At 62.2% G+C, this 19,076-nt stretch carries 16 protein-coding genes; 12 read left to right on the top strand and 4 right to left on the bottom strand.

The annotated features are described in order from the left end of the window. Positions 1–3: 3 nt before the first annotated feature. The 3 genes from ACWTV3_RS11160 (at position 4) to ACWTV3_RS11150 (ending at position 3,333) form a co-directional block, all read left to right on the top strand. Positions 4–420: a cytidine deaminase gene (locus tag ACWTV3_RS11160; protein ID WP_498478280.1), complete on the top strand. Its 417-nt coding sequence runs from the start codon at positions 4–6 to the stop codon at positions 418–420. After that, the gene (locus ACWTV3_RS11155) at positions 413–1,729 is read left to right on the top strand and encodes a thymidine phosphorylase (protein ID WP_498478279.1); all 1,317 of its coding nucleotides are present in this window, start codon (positions 413–415) and stop codon (positions 1,727–1,729) included. The genes ACWTV3_RS11160 and ACWTV3_RS11155 overlap by 8 nt, the downstream gene beginning before the upstream one ends. A gap of 68 nt (positions 1,730–1,797) precedes the next feature. Next, positions 1,798–3,333, top strand: a complete 1,536-nt coding sequence (locus ACWTV3_RS11150; protein ID WP_498478278.1) for an MFS transporter — start codon at positions 1,798–1,800, stop codon at positions 3,331–3,333. A gap of 66 nt (positions 3,334–3,399) precedes the next feature. Here ACWTV3_RS11150 and uriH read toward each other — a convergent pair whose 3' ends face one another. Further along, on the bottom strand, positions 3,400–4,347 hold the full coding sequence (gene uriH, locus ACWTV3_RS11145) for a uridine-preferring nucleoside hydrolase UriH (protein ID WP_498478277.1): 948 nt from the start codon (positions 4,345–4,347) through the stop codon (positions 3,400–3,402). Between the two features lie 48 nt (positions 4,348–4,395). Here uriH and ACWTV3_RS11140 point away from each other — a divergent pair, with 48 nt between their 5' ends. The 5 genes from ACWTV3_RS11140 to ACWTV3_RS11120 are packed head-to-tail and all read left to right on the top strand — an operon-like array spanning position 4,396 to position 8,157. Next, the gene (locus ACWTV3_RS11140; protein ID WP_498478276.1) at positions 4,396–5,574 is read left to right on the top strand and encodes an adenosylhomocysteinase; all 1,179 of its coding nucleotides are present in this window, start codon (positions 4,396–4,398) and stop codon (positions 5,572–5,574) included. Then, positions 5,574–6,257 (top strand): IclR family transcriptional regulator, encoded by a 684-nt coding sequence (locus ACWTV3_RS11135; protein WP_498478275.1) that lies wholly within the window; start codon positions 5,574–5,576, stop codon positions 6,255–6,257. Before ACWTV3_RS11140 ends, ACWTV3_RS11135 begins: the two co-directional genes overlap by 1 nt. 57 nt (positions 6,258–6,314) lie before the next feature. Further along, positions 6,315–7,436 (top strand): adenosine deaminase, encoded by a 1,122-nt coding sequence (locus tag ACWTV3_RS11130; RefSeq protein ID WP_498478274.1) that lies wholly within the window; start codon positions 6,315–6,317, stop codon positions 7,434–7,436. 2 nt (positions 7,437–7,438) lie between these two features. Next, a complete protein-coding gene (locus ACWTV3_RS11125) occupies positions 7,439–7,888 on the top strand; it encodes a PTS sugar transporter subunit IIA (protein WP_498478273.1) in 450 nt (149 codons plus the stop codon). Continuing rightward, positions 7,885–8,157: a PTS sugar transporter subunit IIB gene (locus ACWTV3_RS11120; RefSeq protein WP_100389574.1), complete on the top strand. Its 273-nt coding sequence runs from the start codon at positions 7,885–7,887 to the stop codon at positions 8,155–8,157. The genes ACWTV3_RS11125 and ACWTV3_RS11120 overlap by 4 nt, the downstream gene beginning before the upstream one ends. 65 nt (positions 8,158–8,222) lie before the next feature. Here the strand turns inward: ACWTV3_RS11120 and ACWTV3_RS11115 are convergent, their stop codons facing one another. Together ACWTV3_RS11115 and ACWTV3_RS11110 are read right to left on the bottom strand one after the other, a co-directional pair. Beyond that, positions 8,223–9,890, bottom strand: a complete 1,668-nt coding sequence (locus tag ACWTV3_RS11115; protein ID WP_498478271.1) for a phospho-sugar mutase — start codon at positions 9,888–9,890, stop codon at positions 8,223–8,225. After that, positions 9,887–10,723 (bottom strand): purine-nucleoside phosphorylase, encoded by an 837-nt coding sequence (locus ACWTV3_RS11110; RefSeq protein WP_498478270.1) that lies wholly within the window; start codon positions 10,721–10,723, stop codon positions 9,887–9,889. Before ACWTV3_RS11110 ends, ACWTV3_RS11115 begins: the two co-directional genes overlap by 4 nt. A 164-nt stretch (positions 10,724–10,887) precedes the next feature. Between ACWTV3_RS11110 and ACWTV3_RS11105 the strand changes: the two genes are divergently transcribed. Then, positions 10,888–12,324 (top strand): NAD(P)H-quinone dehydrogenase, encoded by a 1,437-nt coding sequence (locus ACWTV3_RS11105; protein ID WP_498478269.1) that lies wholly within the window; start codon positions 10,888–10,890, stop codon positions 12,322–12,324. A 10-nt stretch (positions 12,325–12,334) separates the two neighbouring features. Here ACWTV3_RS11105 and ACWTV3_RS11100 read toward each other — a convergent pair whose 3' ends face one another. After that, complete coding sequence (locus tag ACWTV3_RS11100; protein WP_498478268.1) at positions 12,335–13,423, bottom strand: sugar-binding transcriptional regulator; 1,089 nt, start codon at positions 13,421–13,423, stop codon at positions 12,335–12,337. A 150-nt stretch (positions 13,424–13,573) separates the two neighbouring features. On the opposite strand from ACWTV3_RS11100, the gene ACWTV3_RS11095 reads away from it, so the two are divergent. The 3 genes from ACWTV3_RS11095 (at position 13,574) to ACWTV3_RS11085 (ending at position 18,869) form a co-directional block, all read left to right on the top strand. Continuing rightward, positions 13,574–15,346 (top strand): glycerol-3-phosphate dehydrogenase/oxidase, encoded by a 1,773-nt coding sequence (locus ACWTV3_RS11095; protein WP_498478267.1) that lies wholly within the window; start codon positions 13,574–13,576, stop codon positions 15,344–15,346. Between the two features lie 68 nt (positions 15,347–15,414). Next, entirely contained in the window at positions 15,415–16,932 is a 1,518-nt protein-coding gene (glpK, locus tag ACWTV3_RS11090; protein ID WP_498478266.1) for a glycerol kinase GlpK, read from the top strand. 86 nt (positions 16,933–17,018) lie between these two features. After that, positions 17,019–18,869 (top strand): alpha/beta hydrolase family protein, encoded by a 1,851-nt coding sequence (locus ACWTV3_RS11085; RefSeq protein ID WP_498478265.1) that lies wholly within the window; start codon positions 17,019–17,021, stop codon positions 18,867–18,869. The last annotated feature ends 207 nt before the right edge of the window (positions 18,870–19,076 follow it).

The raw sequence follows: 19,076 nt of genomic DNA, 5'->3' as shown, positions 1-19,076 counted from the left end.
GCTATGACGATCGAGCCGCAATCAATTGACTGGGATGCGCTGAGGCTCGTCGCCAAAGAAGCCCTCGCTCACGCCTACGTTCCCTATTCGAAGTTCCCGGTCGGCGTCGCCGCAATCGTCGACGACGGCCGGGTAATTTCGGGCGCGAACGTGGAGAACGCCTCCTATGGCCTCACTCTCTGTGGTGAGTGCACTCTGGTCTCTGCCCTGCACATGACCGGTGGCGGAAAGCTCGTTGCTTTCACGTGCGTCGATGGCAAGGGCAACGCCCTCATGCCGTGCGGCCGCTGTCGCCAGCTGCTCTTTGAGCACTCCGCTGACGGCATGCTCCTCGACACGGTGTCGGGAATCAAAACAATTGACGAAGTAATTCCCGACGCGTTCGGGCCACGCACCCTCGAGGAGTACCGCGGTGAATAACAGCGCAGCAGAATCCGGCATCGAGCGTTTCGACGCCGTCGACCTTATCCACACCAAGCGTGACAGGGGCGTGCTGAGCACCGACCAGATCAACTGGCTGGTGGATGCGTACACTCGCGGTTACGTCGGCGACGAGCAGATGGCTGCCATGACAATGGCCATCTTCATCAACGGCATGGAGCGCGAAGAGATCCGCGACCTCACGCTCGCGATGATCGCCAGCGGCGAGACCCTGAGCTTTGAGGGCCTCGGCAAGCCGACGACCGACAAGCACTCCACGGGTGGCGTCGGTGACAAGATCACCCTGCCGCTCGCCCCTCTCGTGGCGTCCTTTGGCGTTGCCGTTCCGCAGCTTTCGGGCCGTGGCCTCGGCCACACCGGCGGAACGCTCGACAAGCTCGAGAGCATCCCCGGCTGGCGTGCCGATCTCACCAACGAAGAGTTCTACGCGCAGTTGCGTGGCGTTGGTGGCGTTATCTGTGCCGCCGGCTCAGGTCTCGCTCCGGCCGATAAGAAGTTGTATGCCCTTCGCGACATCACCGGAACCGTTGAAGCGATCCCGCTGATCGCATCCTCGATCATGAGCAAGAAGATCGCGGAAGGCACTTCGGCTCTCGTGCTCGATGTGAAGTTTGGTTCGGGCGCGTTTATGAAGGACGCGGACCGTAGCCGCGAGCTTGCCGAGACCATGGTTCGCTTGGGTAAGGATGCCGGCGTCAAGACAGTTGCCCTGCTCACGAACATGAATGTGCCGCTCGGACTTGCCATCGGTAACGCCAACGAAGTGCGCGAATCTGTAGAGGTCCTGGCTGGCGGCGGCCCCGCCGATGTGCGCGAGCTGACGATTGCTCTCGCCCGCGAAATGCTGGCTCAGGTCGGTCACGAAGATGCCGATGTTGCGGCTGCTCTCGACAACGGACAGGCAATGGATGCCTGGCGCGGCATGATCAGCGCGCAAGGCGGAGACCCGGATGCTGCCCTGCCGCAGCCGAAGGAAAGCCAGGTCGTTCTGGCTGACCGCGACGGCGTTCTCGTTGAACAAGAAGCGCTGCCGTTCGGCATCGCCGCGTGGCGTCTGGGTGCCGGTCGTGCTCGCAAGCAGGACCCCGTGCAGCACGCTGCCGGTATCGACCTGCACGCGAAGCCCGGTGACACCGTACGCAAGGGTGAGCCGCTCTTCACGATGCACGCTGACGAACCTGCTCGTTTTGAGCGCGCACTCGAGTCTCTCGAGGGCGCTTACCGCATCGGTGATGCGGGCGAAACGGTGCACGATGGTGGTCCGCTGATCGCCGGACGCATCGACTAACAGCTCTACTGACGACGCGACTCTGCGTCTGAACGAGGGGTCTCATCCGCTGACGTACAGTTGTTGAAATGACGACAGCGGATGAGACCGTTCCCAGCGCTGACCCAGCGCGGAACGCTGCCGGGCGCACCACCCCTGCCCCCGGCGACACAGACATCGACCACTCCACTAAATGGCGCGCCTTCTGGGTATGCGTTGTGGTCGCAGCCATCACGATTCTCGACCTGTCGAAGGTCAACGTGGCGCTGCCCTCGATTGAAGACGCCCTCGGCGCATCCTCAACCCAACTGCAACTGATCGTCTCGGGCTATGTGCTGACCTTCGGTTTGATTCTCGTGCCGGCTGGGCGTTTCGGCGACCAGCGTTCGCGCAAAACCCTGTTCCTGATCGGGCTGACGGTGTTTACCGTCGCCAGTATCGCGTGTGCCCTCGCGCCGAATGCGGCCATGTTGCTGGTCTTCCGTTTGCTGCAGGGGGTCGCGGCCGGCATCCAGATGCCTCAGGTGATTGGTTTGATCCAGCAGCTGTTCCAAGGTCCGGAACGCGGGCGAGCCTTTGGTCTGTTCGGTGCCATGATCGGCATCTCAACCGCCTTCGGACCTACGCTCGGCGGTCTCATGATCGCTCTCGGCGGTGCCCAAGACGGCTGGCGCTACATCTTCTGGATGAACGTTCCGCTCGGCATCATCGCTCTCGTGTTGGCCTGGCGCATCCTGCCCTCGACCGCCAAGACCACCTACGCTCGTCTCGACCTCGACCCGGCGGGGATTGTTATCTTCGGCGTCACGGTGTTGGCGCTCATGTGGCCCTTCCTTTTCACAACCGGTGCGCCGACGGATGACCCCAACCGCTGGTGGCTGCTGGTGCTGTTTGTGCTTTCTGCTGCGGCTTTCATCTGGTGGGAGCGCCGCTACGCGGCCGGCGGACGCGCGCCTCTCGTGCCGCTCACACTTTTTCGCATCAGCTCGTTCCGCAACGGCACCCTGCTCGCGACCGTGTACTTCGCGGCGATGCCCGCAATGTTCCTCTTGACCACGCTGTACCTGCAACTGGGCTTGGGGCTTGAGCCTGTCTTCGCTGGCATGGTGACGATTGGCTTTGCCTTGACGAGCGCGTTCTCCTCGTGGCGCGGCGGCATCCTCGTCGAGCGCTACGGTCGCTCACTCGTGGTCGTGGGGCTCGCGATTCTGATGATTGGGATCGGCGTTCTCATGGCGGCGGCGATTCTTACTCCACCGGCGCTCACACCGTTCGTGATGGCGGCGGCGATGTTCATTGGCGGCGCGGGTGGCGGCCTTGTGATCTCGCCCAACCAGACGCTAACGCTGCACGACATTCCGCCGCTCGAAGGCGGCTTGGCGGGATCCGTAGGCCAACTAGGGCAACGCATCGGCACCGCGATCGGCACCGCCGTAGCGCTCTCACTGTTTTACTCAACGCTCTATAACGAGCGCAACAGCGGCGAAAGCACCGTTGAGCTTTACCACCACGCGTACGGCATGGGCATGATCGCGACGACGGTGTTCTTTGCCATCGCTATGCTCATTGGAGTCGTTGACCTCGGCGCCCGCAAGCGGCGCAAACGAACGCTCGCAACCGCGTAGAGCACGTCTGAAACGACGAATGCGGCGAACCGAAGTCGGTCGCCGCATCCGTTACGCTCACGCGAATTAGAGCTTCGGGTCGCCGATGCGCTCGAGGGCGTCCACGATCATTCCCCAGAACTTGGGAACGTCGATGCTGCGTGCAACCTGCGTCGTGCAGTCGGCGGGAGCCGGCGCGCGGAAATCAGCCACAGTCATACCGAGGGTGATGGAACCGGTGAGTTCGACATCCAGCGGCACCTTGGCGGTTTCCATGACGGTGGGGTCGATAAGGTAGGCCACGGCGCAGGGGTCGTGCACGGGAGGGTGTTCGAAACCTTGAGCTTCAAGGTAGGTGGCGCCGAAGAATTCGAGCAGCTCACCCACGAAACGGGCGGGGCCGGTGCCGACAGCGGCGATGCTTGCGGCTACTTCTTCGGTAGCGAGAGCATCGTGGGTGACGTCGATGCCGACCATGGTGAGCGGCCAGCTCTCGTTGATCACGATGTGCGCAGCTTCGGGGTCAATGACGATGTTGAACTCGCTCGTCGCGTTCCAGTTGCCGACGTTGACTCCACCACCCATCATGACGACTTGCTTGACGCGTTGAGCGATGCGGGGTTCTTTGCGCACGGCGAGGGCGAGGTTGGTGAGAGCGCCGGTGGGAACGAGCGAGATGGTTCCCGGCTCGTTCGACATCACCGTGTCGATGATGAAGTCGACCGCGTGACGAGAGTCGAGTTCAATCGCGGGCTCGGGCAGTACGGGGCCGTCGAGGCCGGACTCGCCGTGGATCGACTCCGCGACCTCTACCTCGCGAACGAGCGGGCGGTGGGCACCACGAGCGAAAGGAACATCGGTCATGCCGATGACGCGCGCAACAGCAAGGGCGTTGCGGGTGACTTTCTCGATGGTCTGGTTGCCCACCACGGTGGTCACGCCGAGCAGTTCGATGTTGGGGCTGCCGTGGGCGAGCAGGATCGCAATCGCGTCGTCGTGCCCGGGGTCGCAGTCGAGAATAATTTTTTCAGCCATAGCAAAAAGCATATATGAAAAGTGTCTTCATATATGTAGAGTGACGATATGACTGACGAACTGATCGCTCGCGCCGCTGCCCGCTTGACGTGGATTCGCTCTCGCATGGCCCTGCTCGCCGACGTGCGCGAACGGTTCGCCGCGAGCCAGCCCTTCGCCGGCCACCGCATCGGAATGTCGCTTCACTTGGAGCCCAAGACAGCCGTACTGCTCGAAACCCTCGCCGCCGGGGGAGCCGAGATCGTGGCCACCGGCAACCACGGTTCAACCCAAGACGACATCGTCGCCTTCTTGCGCGACCAGGGGATGACCATCTTTGGTGCGCGCGATGACACCCTTGAGCAGCACCACGCCAACGTTGCCAGCGTTGTGGCCGCTGAGCCGGACATCCTGCTCGACAACGGCGCTGACCTCGTCGCGGGCATTGTTGCTGCCGGCCGCGGCGCGCAAATCGTGGGTGGTACCGAAGAAACCACCTCGGGCGGTTACCGCCTGCGCGACGAACTTGCTGATCAGGTTCCCTATCCCGTCATTGTGATCAACGACAGCCCTCTGAAAGCAATTGGCGAGAACAAGCACGCCGTCGGTCAATCGGTGGTGGAAAGCTTCATGCGCATCACCAACCTCATGGTGCCCGGTCGCCGCTTCGTGGTCGCCGGTTACGGCTGGTGCGGTCGCGGAGTCGCCCACTACCTGCGGGCACTCGGCGGCAAAGTTGCGATCGTCGAAGTCGATGAGATCAAGGCCTTCGAGGCCGCGCTTGACGGCTACCGCGTGGCAAACATGCTCGACCTTGCCGACTGGGGCGAGGTGTTCATCACGGCGACAGGGCATCCGCAAATTCTGGGCGCCGAGTTCTTTAACCGGGTCGCCGACGGAGCCATGCTCGTGAACTGCGGTCACTTCCCGTGGGAGATCGACGTTCCCGCTCTGCGGGCGCTGGCTACCGGCAGCACCGAAATCGACACTGCTATTGAGCGCATCGATCTGCCGGGTGAGCGTCACGTCACGCTCATTGCCGACGGGCGCATGATGAACCTTGCTGGCCGCGAGCCCAAGGGCAACTCGATCGAATCGATGGATCTTGGCTTCCTGCTGCAAGTGCTCTCGCTCGAGCAGGTTGCCATCGCCACTGACACGTTGGTCGCCGGCGCGCAGCCCGTGCCCGACTCGATCAACCGTGAGATTGCCCGGCGGATGCTCGCCACGATGAAGGCGGATCGCTAGTGTCAAAGGCGCCCGAATACACCGCTCCCGCCCTCGACAAGGGGTTGGACATCCTGGAACTTCTCGCCGCGACCTCCGGCTCGCTGAGCCAGTCTGAAATCGCCGAAGCTACCGGTCGTAGCACCGGCCAGATCTTCCGCGTGCTCGCGACGCTCGAGCGACGCGGCTACGTGTTTCGCGACAAGCAGTCGGGGCTCTATGTGCTGGCGATGAAGCTCTTTGAGCTGGCTCACCGGCATCCGCCGTTGCGCGGTCTCATTAGCGTTGCGCTGCCGATCATGCAGGGGCTGGCTGAAGCCGCGCGCCAGTCGTGCAACCTGTCGGTCATCGATGGCACCGAAGTGCGGGTCATCGCTCAGGTTGAATCGCCGGCAGACTTTGGGTTCCGGGTGCGCGTCGGAGCCGGCTTCGGTATCGCGACGACCGCTACAGGTGGGGTGCTCTCGGCACCCGCCGGCCAACGCCCCGAAGCCTCCGTGCACGCCGACAGTTTGCAGCCAGGAATTACGGATGTCGTCGCGCCGATCATTGGAGCCAACGGGCTCGTCGTCGCAGCTCTCACGGTGCCGTACGTCGCAACGACCTTCAGCGAGGTCGATCCGGAAAGCGTGCGCGAGCTGACCACAGCGGCGGTAAAAGAGATCTCGAATTTGCTCAGCGAAGAAGCTTTCACGGAATCGTAACGTCATCCAGCGAAGCCACAGGGCGCTTTCAGCGATCGGCACGGTAGATTTGTAGGTATGAACGCCGCTGTTGAGAATTTCGTAATGCCCGGAGGCGGCGCCAGCATCACTGCGCTACCCAAGATCTCCCTGCATGATCACCTTGATGGCGGGCTGCGTCCCCAGACAATCGTGGAGCTGGCCGACGAAATCGGTTACCAGCTGCCCGAGAATGACGCTGCGAAACTCACCTCGTGGTTCTCGAGTCAGGCCGACTCCGGTTCTCTCGTCGACTACCTCAAAACGTTCGACGTCACCATCGCCGTCATGCAAACAACTGAGGGCCTCAAGCGCGTTGCGAGCGAGTTCGTTCACGACCTCGCCGCCGACGGCGTCATCTACGGTGAAATCCGTTGGGCACCCGAGCAGCACCTGCAGAAGGGGCTCGACCTCGATCAGGTCGTCAGCGCCGTGCAGCAGGGCCTCGAAGAGGGAGTGGATGCCGTGCGCTCAAGCGGCCGCAGCATCCGCGTTGGTCAGCTTCTCAGTTCTATGCGCCAGACCGAGCGTGGCACCGATATCGCCGAGCTCGCGATTCGTCACCGCGACCGCGGCGTCATCGGCTTCGACATCGCCGGCCCCGAAGCGGGATTCCCGCCCAGCCGCATGCGTGGAGCTTTCGACCTGCTCGCGCACAACTACATGCCCGCCACCGTGCACGCGGGTGAAGCGGATGGCCTTGACAGCATCCGCAGCGCCCTCTTTGACGGTCGCGCGCTTCGCCTCGGCCACGGTGTTCGCTTGGCCGAAGACATCACGATCGCCAACGAAGACGACGAGAACACCTACGTCACGCTCGGCGATTTGGCGCAGTGGGTCAAGGATCGCGAGATCGCGCTCGAATTGAGCCCGTCGTCGAACCTGCAGACCGGGTCCATTGAGCAGTGGGGCGACGAAATGGTCGACCACCCCTTCGACCTGTTGTACCAGCTCGGATTCCGCGTGACGGTCAACACCGACAACCGCCTCATGAGCGCCACAACCCTCAGCCGCGAACTCGCGTTGCTCACCGAAGCCTTCGGGTACGACCTCACCGACCTTGAGGTCTTCCAGATCAACGCCGCTGCGGCAGCGTTCCTGCCCATCGAGGAACGCGAAGAGCTTTCCGAGGCAATCAGCGTCGGTTTCGAGAGAGCATAGTTATGTCACTTCCCCCGCTGCCCGAATCAGCGATTGAAATTGGTGTGAGTGCCAAGGACTGGCGCGCTGCCGTTGCGCTGTCTGGCGAAGCACTGACGCGTTCCGGAGCGGCTCATCCCGGGTACGCCCACGAGATGATCCGCATGATCGAGGACCACGGCCCCTACGTTGTGATCGCACCGGGCCTGGCCTTGGCGCACGCGCGCCCCGGCCCGCAAGTAATTACGAATGGTCTGTCGATCATCACGCTCAAGGAGCCCGTACGCTTCGGGCACGCACACAACGACCCGGTTCGTGTCGTTCTCGGCCTGGCGATCACTGAAGCCGGTGCTCATCTGGCCGCTGTGGCCGCCGTAGCGAACATCTTCAACGACTCCTCGGCAATCGACCAGTTGGCTGCCGCAACATCCCCCGCCGAAGTTCAGCGCATCATGGGAGTGACCCCCGAATGAAGATCGTGACCATCTGTGGTGCTGGTATCGGCAGTTCCGGTGTTCTCAAGATCAACGCGGAACGTGCCCTCAAGGCTCTTGACCTCGAAGCGACCGTGGTCGCCGCCGACGTCAGCACCGTGCGCACTGTTGCCGCTGATGCCCAGATCATCCTCACCAGCCAAGAATTCGTTGAGGCGATCGGCAAGACAAACGCCGACGTCATCGTGATCGTGAATCTCTTCGACACGTCTGAGCTGGCACAAAAACTCGAGGACGCCCTCGGTTAGACCAAGGACGCCCTCTGAGAGTGTCTGATTGTGCGTAAGCGCTCGCTCTTGCGCTTGCGCTAGCGCTAGCTGAGAAGCTCGCGCATACCTGCCTCAAGCTGGCTCGCGACGGCCTCTGCGGCAGCCTGCCGCTCGGCACCATCGCCTGCCGTGCTGGAGGCATCCACATAGAACTTGAGCTTGGGCTCGGTGCCGCTGGGGCGCACAATGACGCGAGCACCGCCTTCAATCTGCAAGCGGATGATGTTGCTGGGGGCGAACCCGTCGACGCCATTCTCGAAGTCATCGAACGACTCGACCGCGAGGCCGCCAACACTGCTGGGTGCCGCGGCACGTAAGCGGGTCATGGTGTCGCCAATCTCTGAGATCTGCGTGAAGCGCAGCGAGACTTGGCGTGAGGCGAAAGCTCCGAAGCGTGCGGTGAAGGCGTCGAGGCGATCGAGGATCGTCGAGCCTGAGGCCTTGAGCTCTGCCGCCATCGAGAGGAAGTCGACCGAGGCCGAAATGCCGTCTTTGTCGCGAACCTTGTCGGGGTCGACGAGGTAGCCGAGGGCTTCTTCGTAGCCGAAGATCAGCCCATCGATGCGAGAGATCCACTTGAAACCGGTGAGGGTGTCGGAGTAGTCGAGGCCGTAATCGGCGGCAATGGCGCGCAGGGCAGGAGACGAGACGATGGACGCGGCGAGCTTTCCCGTTCCGTTCGAGCGCTCCGCGGCGCGCCAGCCGAGCAGCATGCCCACTTCGTTTCCGCTCAACCGACGCCACTCGCCGTCGCGACCGGGAACGGCGACGGCAAGGCGGTCGGCATCCGGGTCGTGAGCGATGGCCAAATCGGCACCAACTTCGCGAGCCTTCGCGAAGCTGAGATCCATGGCTCCCGGCTCTTCAGGGTTGGGGAAGGCGACGGTGGGGAACGCGGCGTCGGGCTGAGCCTGTTCCTCCACGAGCGCGGGAGCGGGCAGGCCGGCCTTGGCGTACACAGCCTGAGTGGTCTCCCACCCGACACCGTGCATGGCGGTGTAGGTGTAAGTGATGTCTTTGACCGGGCCTGCGAGAGCTGCCGTGCGCGCGATGTACTCATCGACAACGCCGTCGTCGGTCGTGACGAAATCGGTCGAGCGCGGCAGGTCGGCAATCGATCCCTTGGCCACAACATCAATCGCGTGAGCGATGTCGGCGTCGGCGGGAGTCACAATCTGCGAGCCGTGGTTGTCGCCACCCAGATAGACCTTGTACCCGTTGTCGATCGCCGGGTTGTGGCTAGCCGTGACCATCACGCCAGCGCTCACGTTGAGGTGGCGAACAGCGAACGCCAGCACGGGCGTCGGAAGCAAGCGCGGCAACAGAATCGCGCGCACGCCGGCGCCCGCCATGATCGTGGCGGTATCGCGGGCAAAAACCTCGGAGTTCACGCGACCGTCGTAGCCGATCACGATGCTGGGGCTCAGCTCGTGGGTGAGTAGGTAGGCGGCAAGTCCCGCAGCCGCCTGAGTGACCAGCACCCGGTTCATGCGGTTCGGGCCGGCACCCAATTCGCCGCGCAACCCGGCCGTGCCGAAGGCGAGCCGCGCATCAAAGCGGTCATGGAGGCCAGCGATAGCGGCCTCGTCACCCTGGGTGGCATCCGTAATCAACGCTTCGAGCTCGGTGTGCGTGACCGCGTCAGGGTCTTGCTCCAGCCAGGCGTTAGCGGCGGCGATCAGCTCATCGGTGCCGAGGGGCTCTGAACTCATAGGGCGCTCACAATCTGGGCGAGAAGGCTGCTGATCTGCACTTCAGCATCTTTGCCTGCCTGAATCACTTCTTCGTGGCTGAGGGGAGTGGTTTGGATGCCGGCGGCCAGGTTGGTGATGAGCGACATCCCCAAGATTTCCATGCCTGCCTGGCGCGCAGCGATCGCTTCGAGCGCCGTGGACATTCCCACGATGTGGCCGCCCATGGTCTTAGCCATCTGAACTTCGGCGGGAGTCTCGTAGTGCGGGCCGCGGAACTGCGTGTACACACCCTCGTCGAGGCTCGAGTCGATCGACTTCGCGATCTCTCGCAGGCGCTTGCTGTACAGGTCGGTGAGGTCGATGAAGGTTGCGCCTTCAAGGGGTGAGTCGGCCGTGAGGTTGAGGTGATCGCTGATGAGCACGGGGGTTCCGGGCTTCCACGTCTCCTTGATGCCGCCGGCACCGTTGGTGAGAATCATGGTCGTGGCGCCGGTAGCAGCAGCGGTGCGCACCGAGTGAACGACGCGGCGAACGCCGTGGTTTTCGTAGTAGTGGGTGCGTGCGCCGATGACGAGGGCGCGCTTGCCGCTCGGCAACAGGATCGAGCGCAGAGTGCCGACGTGGCCTTCAAGCGCCGGCTTGGAGAAGCCGGGGATGTCGGAGGCGGGGATCGTCGCGGTGGTTTCACCGATCAGATCGGCGGCTTTGCCCCAGCCGCTACCGAGCGTGAGGGCAATGTCGTGCTTCTCGACTCCGGTCGCGGCTGCGATTGCGGCCGCGGCTTCCTGAGCGACCTCAAACGGGTCTGCAGTGGGGTCGTCGAGGGGGTTTGTGAGGGGCGACTGTGACATGGCATCCACTCTAAGTGCTGGGGCAGTTAACTCGCCGAGCGATGGGGCGCGAATGTGAGCAGCCAAGCGCGCGTGTCGCTGCTGCTGAAGCGCCAAGTATCACCGTACGCACATCGGTGCGTCGGCGGTTTGTTGCTGGGGCAGAACCGCGCGAGAATAAGGGCATGGCCTATGAGTTTGAGCGCACCCAACGAATTGCAGTACTCGGTGGTGGCCCCGGTGGCTACGAAGCAGCCCTTGCGGGTGCCCAGTTGGGAGCCGAAGTAACTCTTGTTGAGCGCGCCGGCGTCGGCGGCTCAGCAGTGCTCACCGATGTTGTGCCCTCCAAAACGCTGATCGCAACGGCAGAAGCGACGAACGCGATTCGGGATGCGGCCGACCTGGGCGTGCAGTTCTACTCACGCTCCGACTCCGGCCGGGCCGTTCGCCCCGACATCACCGTCAACCTTGCGGCGGTCAACGCGCGCCTCATGCGCCTTGCCCAGCAGCAGTCAGACGACATGAAGTCGCAACTGATCAAGGCCGGCGTCCGCATCATTGAGGGTGAGGGGCGTCTCGATGGCCCCCAGCGCCTCGTTGTCTCGACCGGCAAGGGTAAGTCCGGCACCGACTTCGACGAAGTGGATGCTGACACCGTCATCGTCTCCGTGGGTGCCCGCCCGCGCGTGCTCGACTCCGCTATGCCTGATGGCAAGCGCATCCTCACCTGGACGCAGCTTTACACACTCGACGAAACCCCCAAGCACCTCATCGTGGTGGGTTCGGGCGTCACCGGTGCGGAGTTCGCTTCGGCCTACACCGCGCTCGGTGCCAAAGTCACTCTGATCTCCTCGCGTGATCGCGTACTCCCAGGAGAAGACGAAGACGCCGCCCGCGTGATTGAAGACGTCTTCAAGCGCAACGGTATGACCGTTCTTTCCAAGTCGCGCGCCGAATCCGTGAAGACCACCAAAGATGGCGTCATCGCCACGCTCAGCGACGGACGCACCGTGGAAGGCTCGCACTGCCTCATGGCCGTCGGCTCACTGCCGAACACCGAAGGTCTTGGGCTCGAAGAGGCAGGCGTACAACTGACCGAGTCTGGCCACATCCGCGTCAACCGCGTTGCGCGCACCTCGATGCCGTCGATCTATGCGGCCGGTGACTGCTCTGATTTCTTCCCGCTCGCCTCCGTCGCCTCGATGCAGGGGCGTACCGCGGTGTTCCACGCGATGGGCGACGGCGTCACGCCGATCGAACTGCGCAATGTGGCATCCAACATCTTCACTCAGCCCGAGATCGCCACCGTCGGCTGGTCGCAAAAGCAGATCGAAGACGGCCTTGCCCAGGGCACTATCTACAAGTTGCCGCTGGCTTCTAACCCGCGCGCCAAGATGATGGGCATCAAGGATGGCTTCGTGAAGCTGTTCGCCCGCACCGGCTCCGGCACGGTTATTGGTGGCGTGGTCGTGGCACCGAATGCTTCAGAGCTCATCATCTCGATGGCGCTCGCGGTAGAACACCGCCTCACGGTCGACCAGATCGCTCGTGCTTTCTCGGTGTACCCGTCACTGACGGGCAGCATTACGGATGCCGCACGCGCCATGCACGTCGTCCACTAGACCGCAGTCACTAGCCAACAGTCGCAGGCGCTGCTGCAGGCGCTGTCGCGCTCTGTCCAGCATCGCTCCGCTCGACGTTAATCTCCTCGGCGTCATTCTGGCGGTCTTGGAAGGCCAACTCCTCCGCTGACGCCGCTCCCTCTTTGAGCTCCATGACGTGTTCGACGAGCTTCGTGGCGGTCTGTTCGTCGATCACGAGGTCGGTGATGACGCCCGCCCGCAGCGCTGCGAGCAGCGGAACGACCTTGTTGTCGCCGGCCACACCACAGATGCGGCGGGGGATCGCGCGCAGTTCTGCCGGGGTGGGGCCGGTTGCACGTGCGTTCATTGAGAGGTCTTCGTAGCTGCCATCTTCGCGAAGGAAGATGGTGCACACGTCGCCCACGATGCCCTCGCTGTCGAGCGTTTCGATGTCGCCCGCCTCCAAATAGCCGGCGGAGTAGACGTGGCTGGGCACTTCACCGGCGATCGCACCGATCGAGAAGAGCGCAATATCGGCGCGACGTTGGTACTCAAGCACGCGCACAATTGACCGCTCCGACCACATGGCGTTGCGTGTTTCTGCGTAATCGAAGAACGCGGGCACTGGGAATAAGTGCACTTGGGCATCGAAAGCATCGCCGAAGTTGGCGATCAGGTTGCCGGCATATTCCACGCCCGAGGTGCGCACGTTGGCCGCTCCATTGAGCTGCACGACGGCACTTCCGCGAGTGGGTTTCTTGCCCAAATGGCGCGAGATTGCGGCCAACGTGGTGCCCCAGGCCACGCCCATGATCATGTCGGAATCGAACCAGCCGGTGACCATTCGAGCGGTGGCTTTCGCTACCTGCTCGAGCCGTTCTGCCTCGTCGGCAAGGTCAGCGACGGGCACGACATGGGTGGCGATTCCGAAACACGTTTCGATCTTTTTGGCCAGACCCGGGCCCCGGGTGGGAGTGGGGCGAAGAGTGATTTCCACGAGGCCGCTATCGCGGGCATCCCGCAGCAATCGAGACACGCTCGAGCGGGACATGTGCAGGTGGTTCGCAATGGTGTCCATCTTGATGTCTTGCAGGTAGTACATCGACGATGCGGCCAGCATTGCCTCTTCGCGTTCCATAACGTCCATCCTTGCACGTTCGTGCAGATGTGCTGCTCAGTTTGTCATTGACCCCGGCTAGCGTAATACGCTGCTGAGCAGTGGATCATCCCAGAAGATTCACAGCCGCTTCGGCGGTAACCACCACCACACGATAGAAGAGCAGTGTTCATGGCTGACCAGTCCCTCACCCGCGAAACCCGCGACAGCGCCATCCAGCGTCTTATGGAGAGCGCAGAGCCGGGGCGTGAACTCGACGTTCTCGTTATCGGTGGTGGAATCACCGGAGCAGGAATTGCTCTGGATGCCGCCACGCGTGGACTCGACACCGTCGTTGTCGAATCCCAAGACTGGGCCGCCGGCTCTTCCAGCCGCGCCAGCAAGCTCATTCACGGCGGACTCCGCTACCTGCAGATGCTCGACTTCAAGCTCGTGCACGAAGCGCTTACCGAGCGCGACCTGCTGCTGAACAACGTGGCACCGCACCTCGTGCGTCCGCTGCCGTTCCTGTACCCGCTGCGTCACCACGTGTGGGAGCGCGCCTTCGTTGGCGCCGGAATTGCTCTCTACGACTTCCTCGCTTCGGTCACCGTCAAGAGCACCTCGGGCAAGCGCAGTGTTCCGTGGCACCGCCACATGTCGCGCAAGCAGCTCGCTGCTCGCTTCCCCGGCCTCGCTCACGACGCCGCTGTCGGCGCGATCGAATACTGGGACGCCAACGTCGATGATGCTCGCTACGTCGTGAGCGTCATCCGCACCGCTTCGGCTCACGGCGCTGGCGCTGCTACCCGCATGCAGGTCGTCGAGATCACGAAGAACGATGAGGGTGTCGTCAACGGCGCCGTCATGGTCGACCTCGAAACGGGAAAGACCTTCCCCGTGCGTGCCAAAGCCGTTATCAACTCCACCGGCGTCTGGACCGGCGAGACTCAAGCTCTCGCCAACGAAAGCGGCGGGCTCAAGGTTCTGGCCTCCAAGGGCATCCACATTGTTGTTCCTCGCGAACGCATCAAGGGTGAAGCTGGCTTGATCCTGCAAACTTCCAAGAGCGTGCTCTTCGTGATTCCCTGGTCACGCTATTGGGTCATCGGCACTACTGACACCCCGTGGAAAGAGAACCTTCTCAACCCTGCGGCAACCGCCGATGACATTGACTACGTCATTGCAGAAGCCAACGCAGTGCTCGCAAACCCCATCGACCGCACCGACGTCATCGGCACCTGGGCGGGACTTCGCCCCTTGCTGCAGCCGGGCACGATGGAGGGCACAAACTCGGCCAAGGTGTCGCGTGAGCACACTGTTGCGTCGCCCATTCCGGGCCTCACGGTTATCGCTGGCGGAAAGTTCACCACATACCGCGTGATGGCGAAGGATGCTGTTGACTTCGCGATCGGTAAGGACGCAGCGAAGGCCAACCCTTCCACCACCGAAACCGTCGCGCTGTTGGGCGCTGAAGGACTCGCGGAAGCAACCGCCGGTGCCGCGGCTCTCGGCGCGAAGTTCGGCTGGAGCGATCAGATGATCGACCACCTGCTGCACCGTTACGGGGCGAAGATCTCCGAAATCGCCGCCATTGCTGAGGCCGAGCCTGAGATGGCCAAGCCGCTGGCCCAGGCCTCCGCTTACCTCCGTGCCGAAATCGCCTACGCGATCACCCACGAGGGTGCCCTGCACCTCGAAGACCTCATGGTTCGTCGTACCCGCATGAACTACGAGTACCTCAACGAGGCAATGGCCGCTGTACCCGAAGTGGCAGAAATTGCCGCGAAGCTTCTCGGCTGGGATGAGCAGACCACCGCTCACGAAGTCGCTGTCTACACCCAGATGGCGGAGGCCGTAGCAGCTGCTGCGCTCACCCGCGATGACGAAAGCGCATCTGACGTGCGCGAAGCAGCACCGCAGATCGTGCCGCTTGTTACCCCCGCAGCACTCGAAGCAAAATAACCGAACTACTGGATTTGGGTGCGCAAGCGCCTCACGAAATACAGACGATCAATGGAGATACGCCGACGATGACACAGTACATACTGTCGATTGACCAAGGAACGACGAGCTCACGCTCGATCATCTTTGATCACGACGCGCGTATCGTTTCCAGCGGTCAGCTTGAGCACGAACAGATTTTCCCTCGTGCTGGCTGGGTCGAACACGACCCGATGGAGATCTGGGACAACGTTCGAGAGACCGTCGGGCTGTCGCTCTCGCGGGCCAACCTGACGTACCAAGACATCGCTGCCGTAGGCATTACCAACCAGCGCGAAACGACGGTCGTCTGGAACAAGACCACCGGTATCCCGGTCACGAACGCGATCGTCTGGCAAGACACGCGTACCCAGCACATCATTACCGAGCTTGCGGGCTCCGAGGGTCTCGAAAAGTACAAGGCCATCACGGGCCTGCCGCTTGCTCCGTACTTTGCTGGCCCCAAGGTGACCTGGATTCTGCGCTACATCGACGGTGCTCAAGAAGCCGCTGACCGCGGCGAGCTGCTCTTCGGCACGATTGATACCTGGCTGCTCTGGAACCTCACCGGCGGTGTCGACGGGGGAGTGCACGCGACTGACGTGACTAACGCCTCCCGCACGATGCTCATGGATCTCGACACTCTCCAGTGGCGCGAAGACATCGCAGCAGACATGGGCATCCCCATGTCGATGCTGCCCGAGATTCGCTCCTCCAGCGAGATCTTCGGCCACTGCCGCGACCACGGTTCGCTGCCCGGAGTGCCCATCGCGGGCATCCTCGGCGACCAGCAGGCGGCGACGTTCGGCCAGGCCTGCTTTAGCGAGGGAATGGCTAAGAACACCTACGGCACCGGCAACTTCTTGCTGTTGAACACCGGCAACAAGCGCGTTCACAGCAACAACGGCCTGCTCACCACTGTCTGCTACAAGATTGGTGACGCCGCGCCCGTTTACGCCCTCGAGGGATCGATCGCTGTCACAGGCTCGCTCATTCAGTGGCTGCGGGACAACCTCGGCATGTTCTCCGATGCTCCCGACGTTGAGCGCCTCGCTCTCGAAGTCGAAGACAACGGTGGTGCCTACTTTGTGCCCGCCTTTTCCGGGCTTTTCGCCCCCTACTGGCGACCGGATGCTCGGGGAGCTCTCCTCGGACTCACCCGTTACGTCACCAAGAACCACATCGCTCGTGCAGCGCTCGAAGCCACCGCGTACCAAACGCGCGAGGTCATGGACGCCATGAATGCGGATGCCGGAGTCGACCTCGCGGAACTCCGCGTCGACGGCGGCATGGTGGCCAACGAACTTCTCATGCAGTTTCAGGCTGATCAGTTGGGCGTGGATGTCATCCGCCCCCGCATCACCGAAACCACCGCTCTCGGCGCAGCATTCGCAGCCGGCATCGCGGTCGAGTTTTGGGGCAGCGAGCACGACGTGCTCTCAACCTGGAACGAAGACAAGAGGTGGAAGCCGCAAATGGCTCGCCTCGAGAGAGATCAGCTTTACCGCAACTGGAAAAAAGCGGTAACCAAGACCATGGGCTGGGTTGATGAGGACGTGGAGACCTGATCTGCCTGATTTACCCATGACGGACGTGCTGTCAGTCACGTCCATAACCACACAGCAATCGATACCCACGAAGGGGTAGGGAATCAATGAAAACCTCGTTAGTTAAGAGGAACAGCTTCTGGCTCGTTCTCTCGCTAGTCATGATGTTGGTCACATCCATCGGTGCGTCCATCGTTCAAACCGGTGCAGGCTCAATCAGCGTCAAGGACATGAACTGGGAGACCTCGTCGGGCCAGATGATGAGCGCGCTGCTCTTCAAGCCTGACAGTGCAACCGTCGACAACAAGGCTCCGGTCATCGTGGTGAGCCACGGTTGGTGGAACAACCGCGAAATGCAAGACGCTAACTACGTTGAGCTTGCACGTCGCGGCTACGTTGTTGTGTCGATCGACATGTACGGTCACGGTAACTCCTCGCCGTTGACCACCGATGTCACCCTCGGTGGAACCGGCATGTACGACGCTGTAAAGCTCGTCGCTGACTTCCCGTACGTTGACACCGACAAGATTGGTGTGAGCGGACACTCGAACGGTGCGCGCGCAGCAAACTTCTCGACCGTGCTCGACAACGCCGCTGACGAACAGCTCATCTCGGCCATCCTGCTCGTCGACAACGACGCTGTCTACACGGATGCCGAAGCTGAGAACGCGTACTTCAACCTCTACGGTGCCCGCGATGTCGGAATCGTTGCTGACCAGTACGACGAGTTCTTCTTCCGCAGCTACAGCCCCGAGGGTGAAGTTCTCACCCCGCCGCGCGACTACATTGGAACCCCGAACGCACAGTCGTTCCTCCACTTCGGTGCAAACCCGGAAGAGGTTTCCTCTGACGTTCGCGAAGCGAGCGAGTTCTACACCGACTCTGTCGATGGTGAGGATGCTCTCCGCATCGTGTACACGCCAGCAGAGAACCACCCGTGGGGAACCATCTCCATGACGACGGTTGCTAGCCAGATCGAGTTCTTTGAAGAAGCGTTCGGCGCTCCCAATGAGATCGCTTCAGGTTCGCAGGTGTGGCAGGTCAAGGAGACCTTCACGCTCTTCGGACTGATCGGCTTCGGAATCTTCCTCGTCGCCTTCACGCGTGCACTGCTCTCGACCCGCGCCTTCGCTGGACTGCGCGCTCCTGCCGCAGCAGTAGTACCCGCCACCCGTAAGGGACTCGCCTGGTTCTGGGGTGGACTGGTTGTTTCGGCAATCATCTCCGGTTGGAGCTGGTTGATCCTCGCTAACACCCCGTGGATGGGCGCGATCGCGTTCAACGCTGTGTCGTTCTTCATGCCTCAGGGTGCTGTGTTCTTCGTAGCCTTCTGGGCCGCGGTCAACGCGATTGCCGCGATCATCATCATGGTGATCTCGTACCTCCTCTTCGGACGCAAGAACGGTCTCGACCTTCGCGCATCCGGAGTGCTGCCTGGCTGGAAGAAGTTCTTCCACGGCCTCGGTCTGTCGTTCGTCGTCGTTGTGTCGGCCTACGCGATCGTCTTCGTGCTCGACTACTTCTTGAAGACAGACTTCCGCTGGTGGGTTGTCGCTGTGAAGGCGTTCACGCCTGACAAGGTCGGCATTGCGCTCATGTACCTGCCGCTCTTCGCGATCTACTTTGTGGCCAACTCGGTCGCGGTCAACGCCTTCAACCGCTTCTCCATCCGCGGCAAGGAGTGGATCAACACGGCACTGCTCGCGTTCTTCAACGCTCTGGCACCCATCGTTCTCGTCGTTGCTCAGTACACCAACTTCTTCACCACGGGGTACACGATCGACGGCTTCGGCGGAATCTTCAGCATCTGGCTCTACCCGGTCATCGTGATCTTGGCCGTAACTGCAGTCATCTCGCGCAAGATCTACCGTGAGACGAACAACCCGTACATCGCCGGCTTCATCAACGCGGCAATCGTTACCCTCATCTCGGTAACGAACACGCTCACCGCAGCGTAAGTACGCCCTCTCCGATCAACTGATCGGCTCCAGCAGCGCCCCGGTCTACACCCAGACCGGGGCGCTGTTGTGTGTGGAGCGACTCGGTCTAGCTCACCGCGGCCGCGAGCCCCGCATCCGCCCCACCGCCATCTGGCGGGTGCCTGCCCCGGAATCGTGGAATAGCGGATGCCCGGCTACGGTTTGGCCTACAGACGCGATCGGCGT

This window comes from Salinibacterium sp. AL4.1, assembly GCF_059767305.1.
Note: the sequence above shows the minus strand (reverse complement) of the source record. Positions and strands in the feature narration are given on the sequence as shown.

Coding starts and splice junctions, on each gene's coding strand:
- ACWTV3_RS11105 (WP_498478269.1), top strand. CDS start 10,888: ATGGCCTATGAGTTTGAGCGCACCCAACGAATTGCAGTACTCGGTGGT.
- ACWTV3_RS11100 (WP_498478268.1), bottom strand. CDS start 13,423: ATGGAACGCGAAGAGGCAATGCTGGCCGCATCGTCGATGTACTACCTG.
- ACWTV3_RS11115 (WP_498478271.1), bottom strand. CDS start 9,890: ATGAGTTCAGAGCCCCTCGGCACCGATGAGCTGATCGCCGCCGCTAAC.
- ACWTV3_RS11130 (WP_498478274.1), top strand. CDS start 6,315: ATGAACGCCGCTGTTGAGAATTTCGTAATGCCCGGAGGCGGCGCCAGC.
- ACWTV3_RS11160 (WP_498478280.1), top strand. CDS start 4: ATGACGATCGAGCCGCAATCAATTGACTGGGATGCGCTGAGGCTCGTC.
- ACWTV3_RS11095 (WP_498478267.1), top strand. CDS start 13,574: ATGGCTGACCAGTCCCTCACCCGCGAAACCCGCGACAGCGCCATCCAG.
- ACWTV3_RS11140 (WP_498478276.1), top strand. CDS start 4,396: ATGACTGACGAACTGATCGCTCGCGCCGCTGCCCGCTTGACGTGGATT.
- uriH (WP_498478277.1), bottom strand. CDS start 4,347: ATGGCTGAAAAAATTATTCTCGACTGCGACCCCGGGCACGACGACGCG.
- ACWTV3_RS11120 (WP_100389574.1), top strand. CDS start 7,885: ATGAAGATCGTGACCATCTGTGGTGCTGGTATCGGCAGTTCCGGTGTT.
- ACWTV3_RS11085 (WP_498478265.1), top strand. CDS start 17,019: ATGAAAACCTCGTTAGTTAAGAGGAACAGCTTCTGGCTCGTTCTCTCG.
- ACWTV3_RS11125 (WP_498478273.1), top strand. CDS start 7,439: ATGTCACTTCCCCCGCTGCCCGAATCAGCGATTGAAATTGGTGTGAGT.
- glpK (WP_498478266.1), top strand. CDS start 15,415: ATGACACAGTACATACTGTCGATTGACCAAGGAACGACGAGCTCACGC.
- ACWTV3_RS11110 (WP_498478270.1), bottom strand. CDS start 10,723: ATGTCACAGTCGCCCCTCACAAACCCCCTCGACGACCCCACTGCAGAC.
- ACWTV3_RS11150 (WP_498478278.1), top strand. CDS start 1,798: ATGACGACAGCGGATGAGACCGTTCCCAGCGCTGACCCAGCGCGGAAC.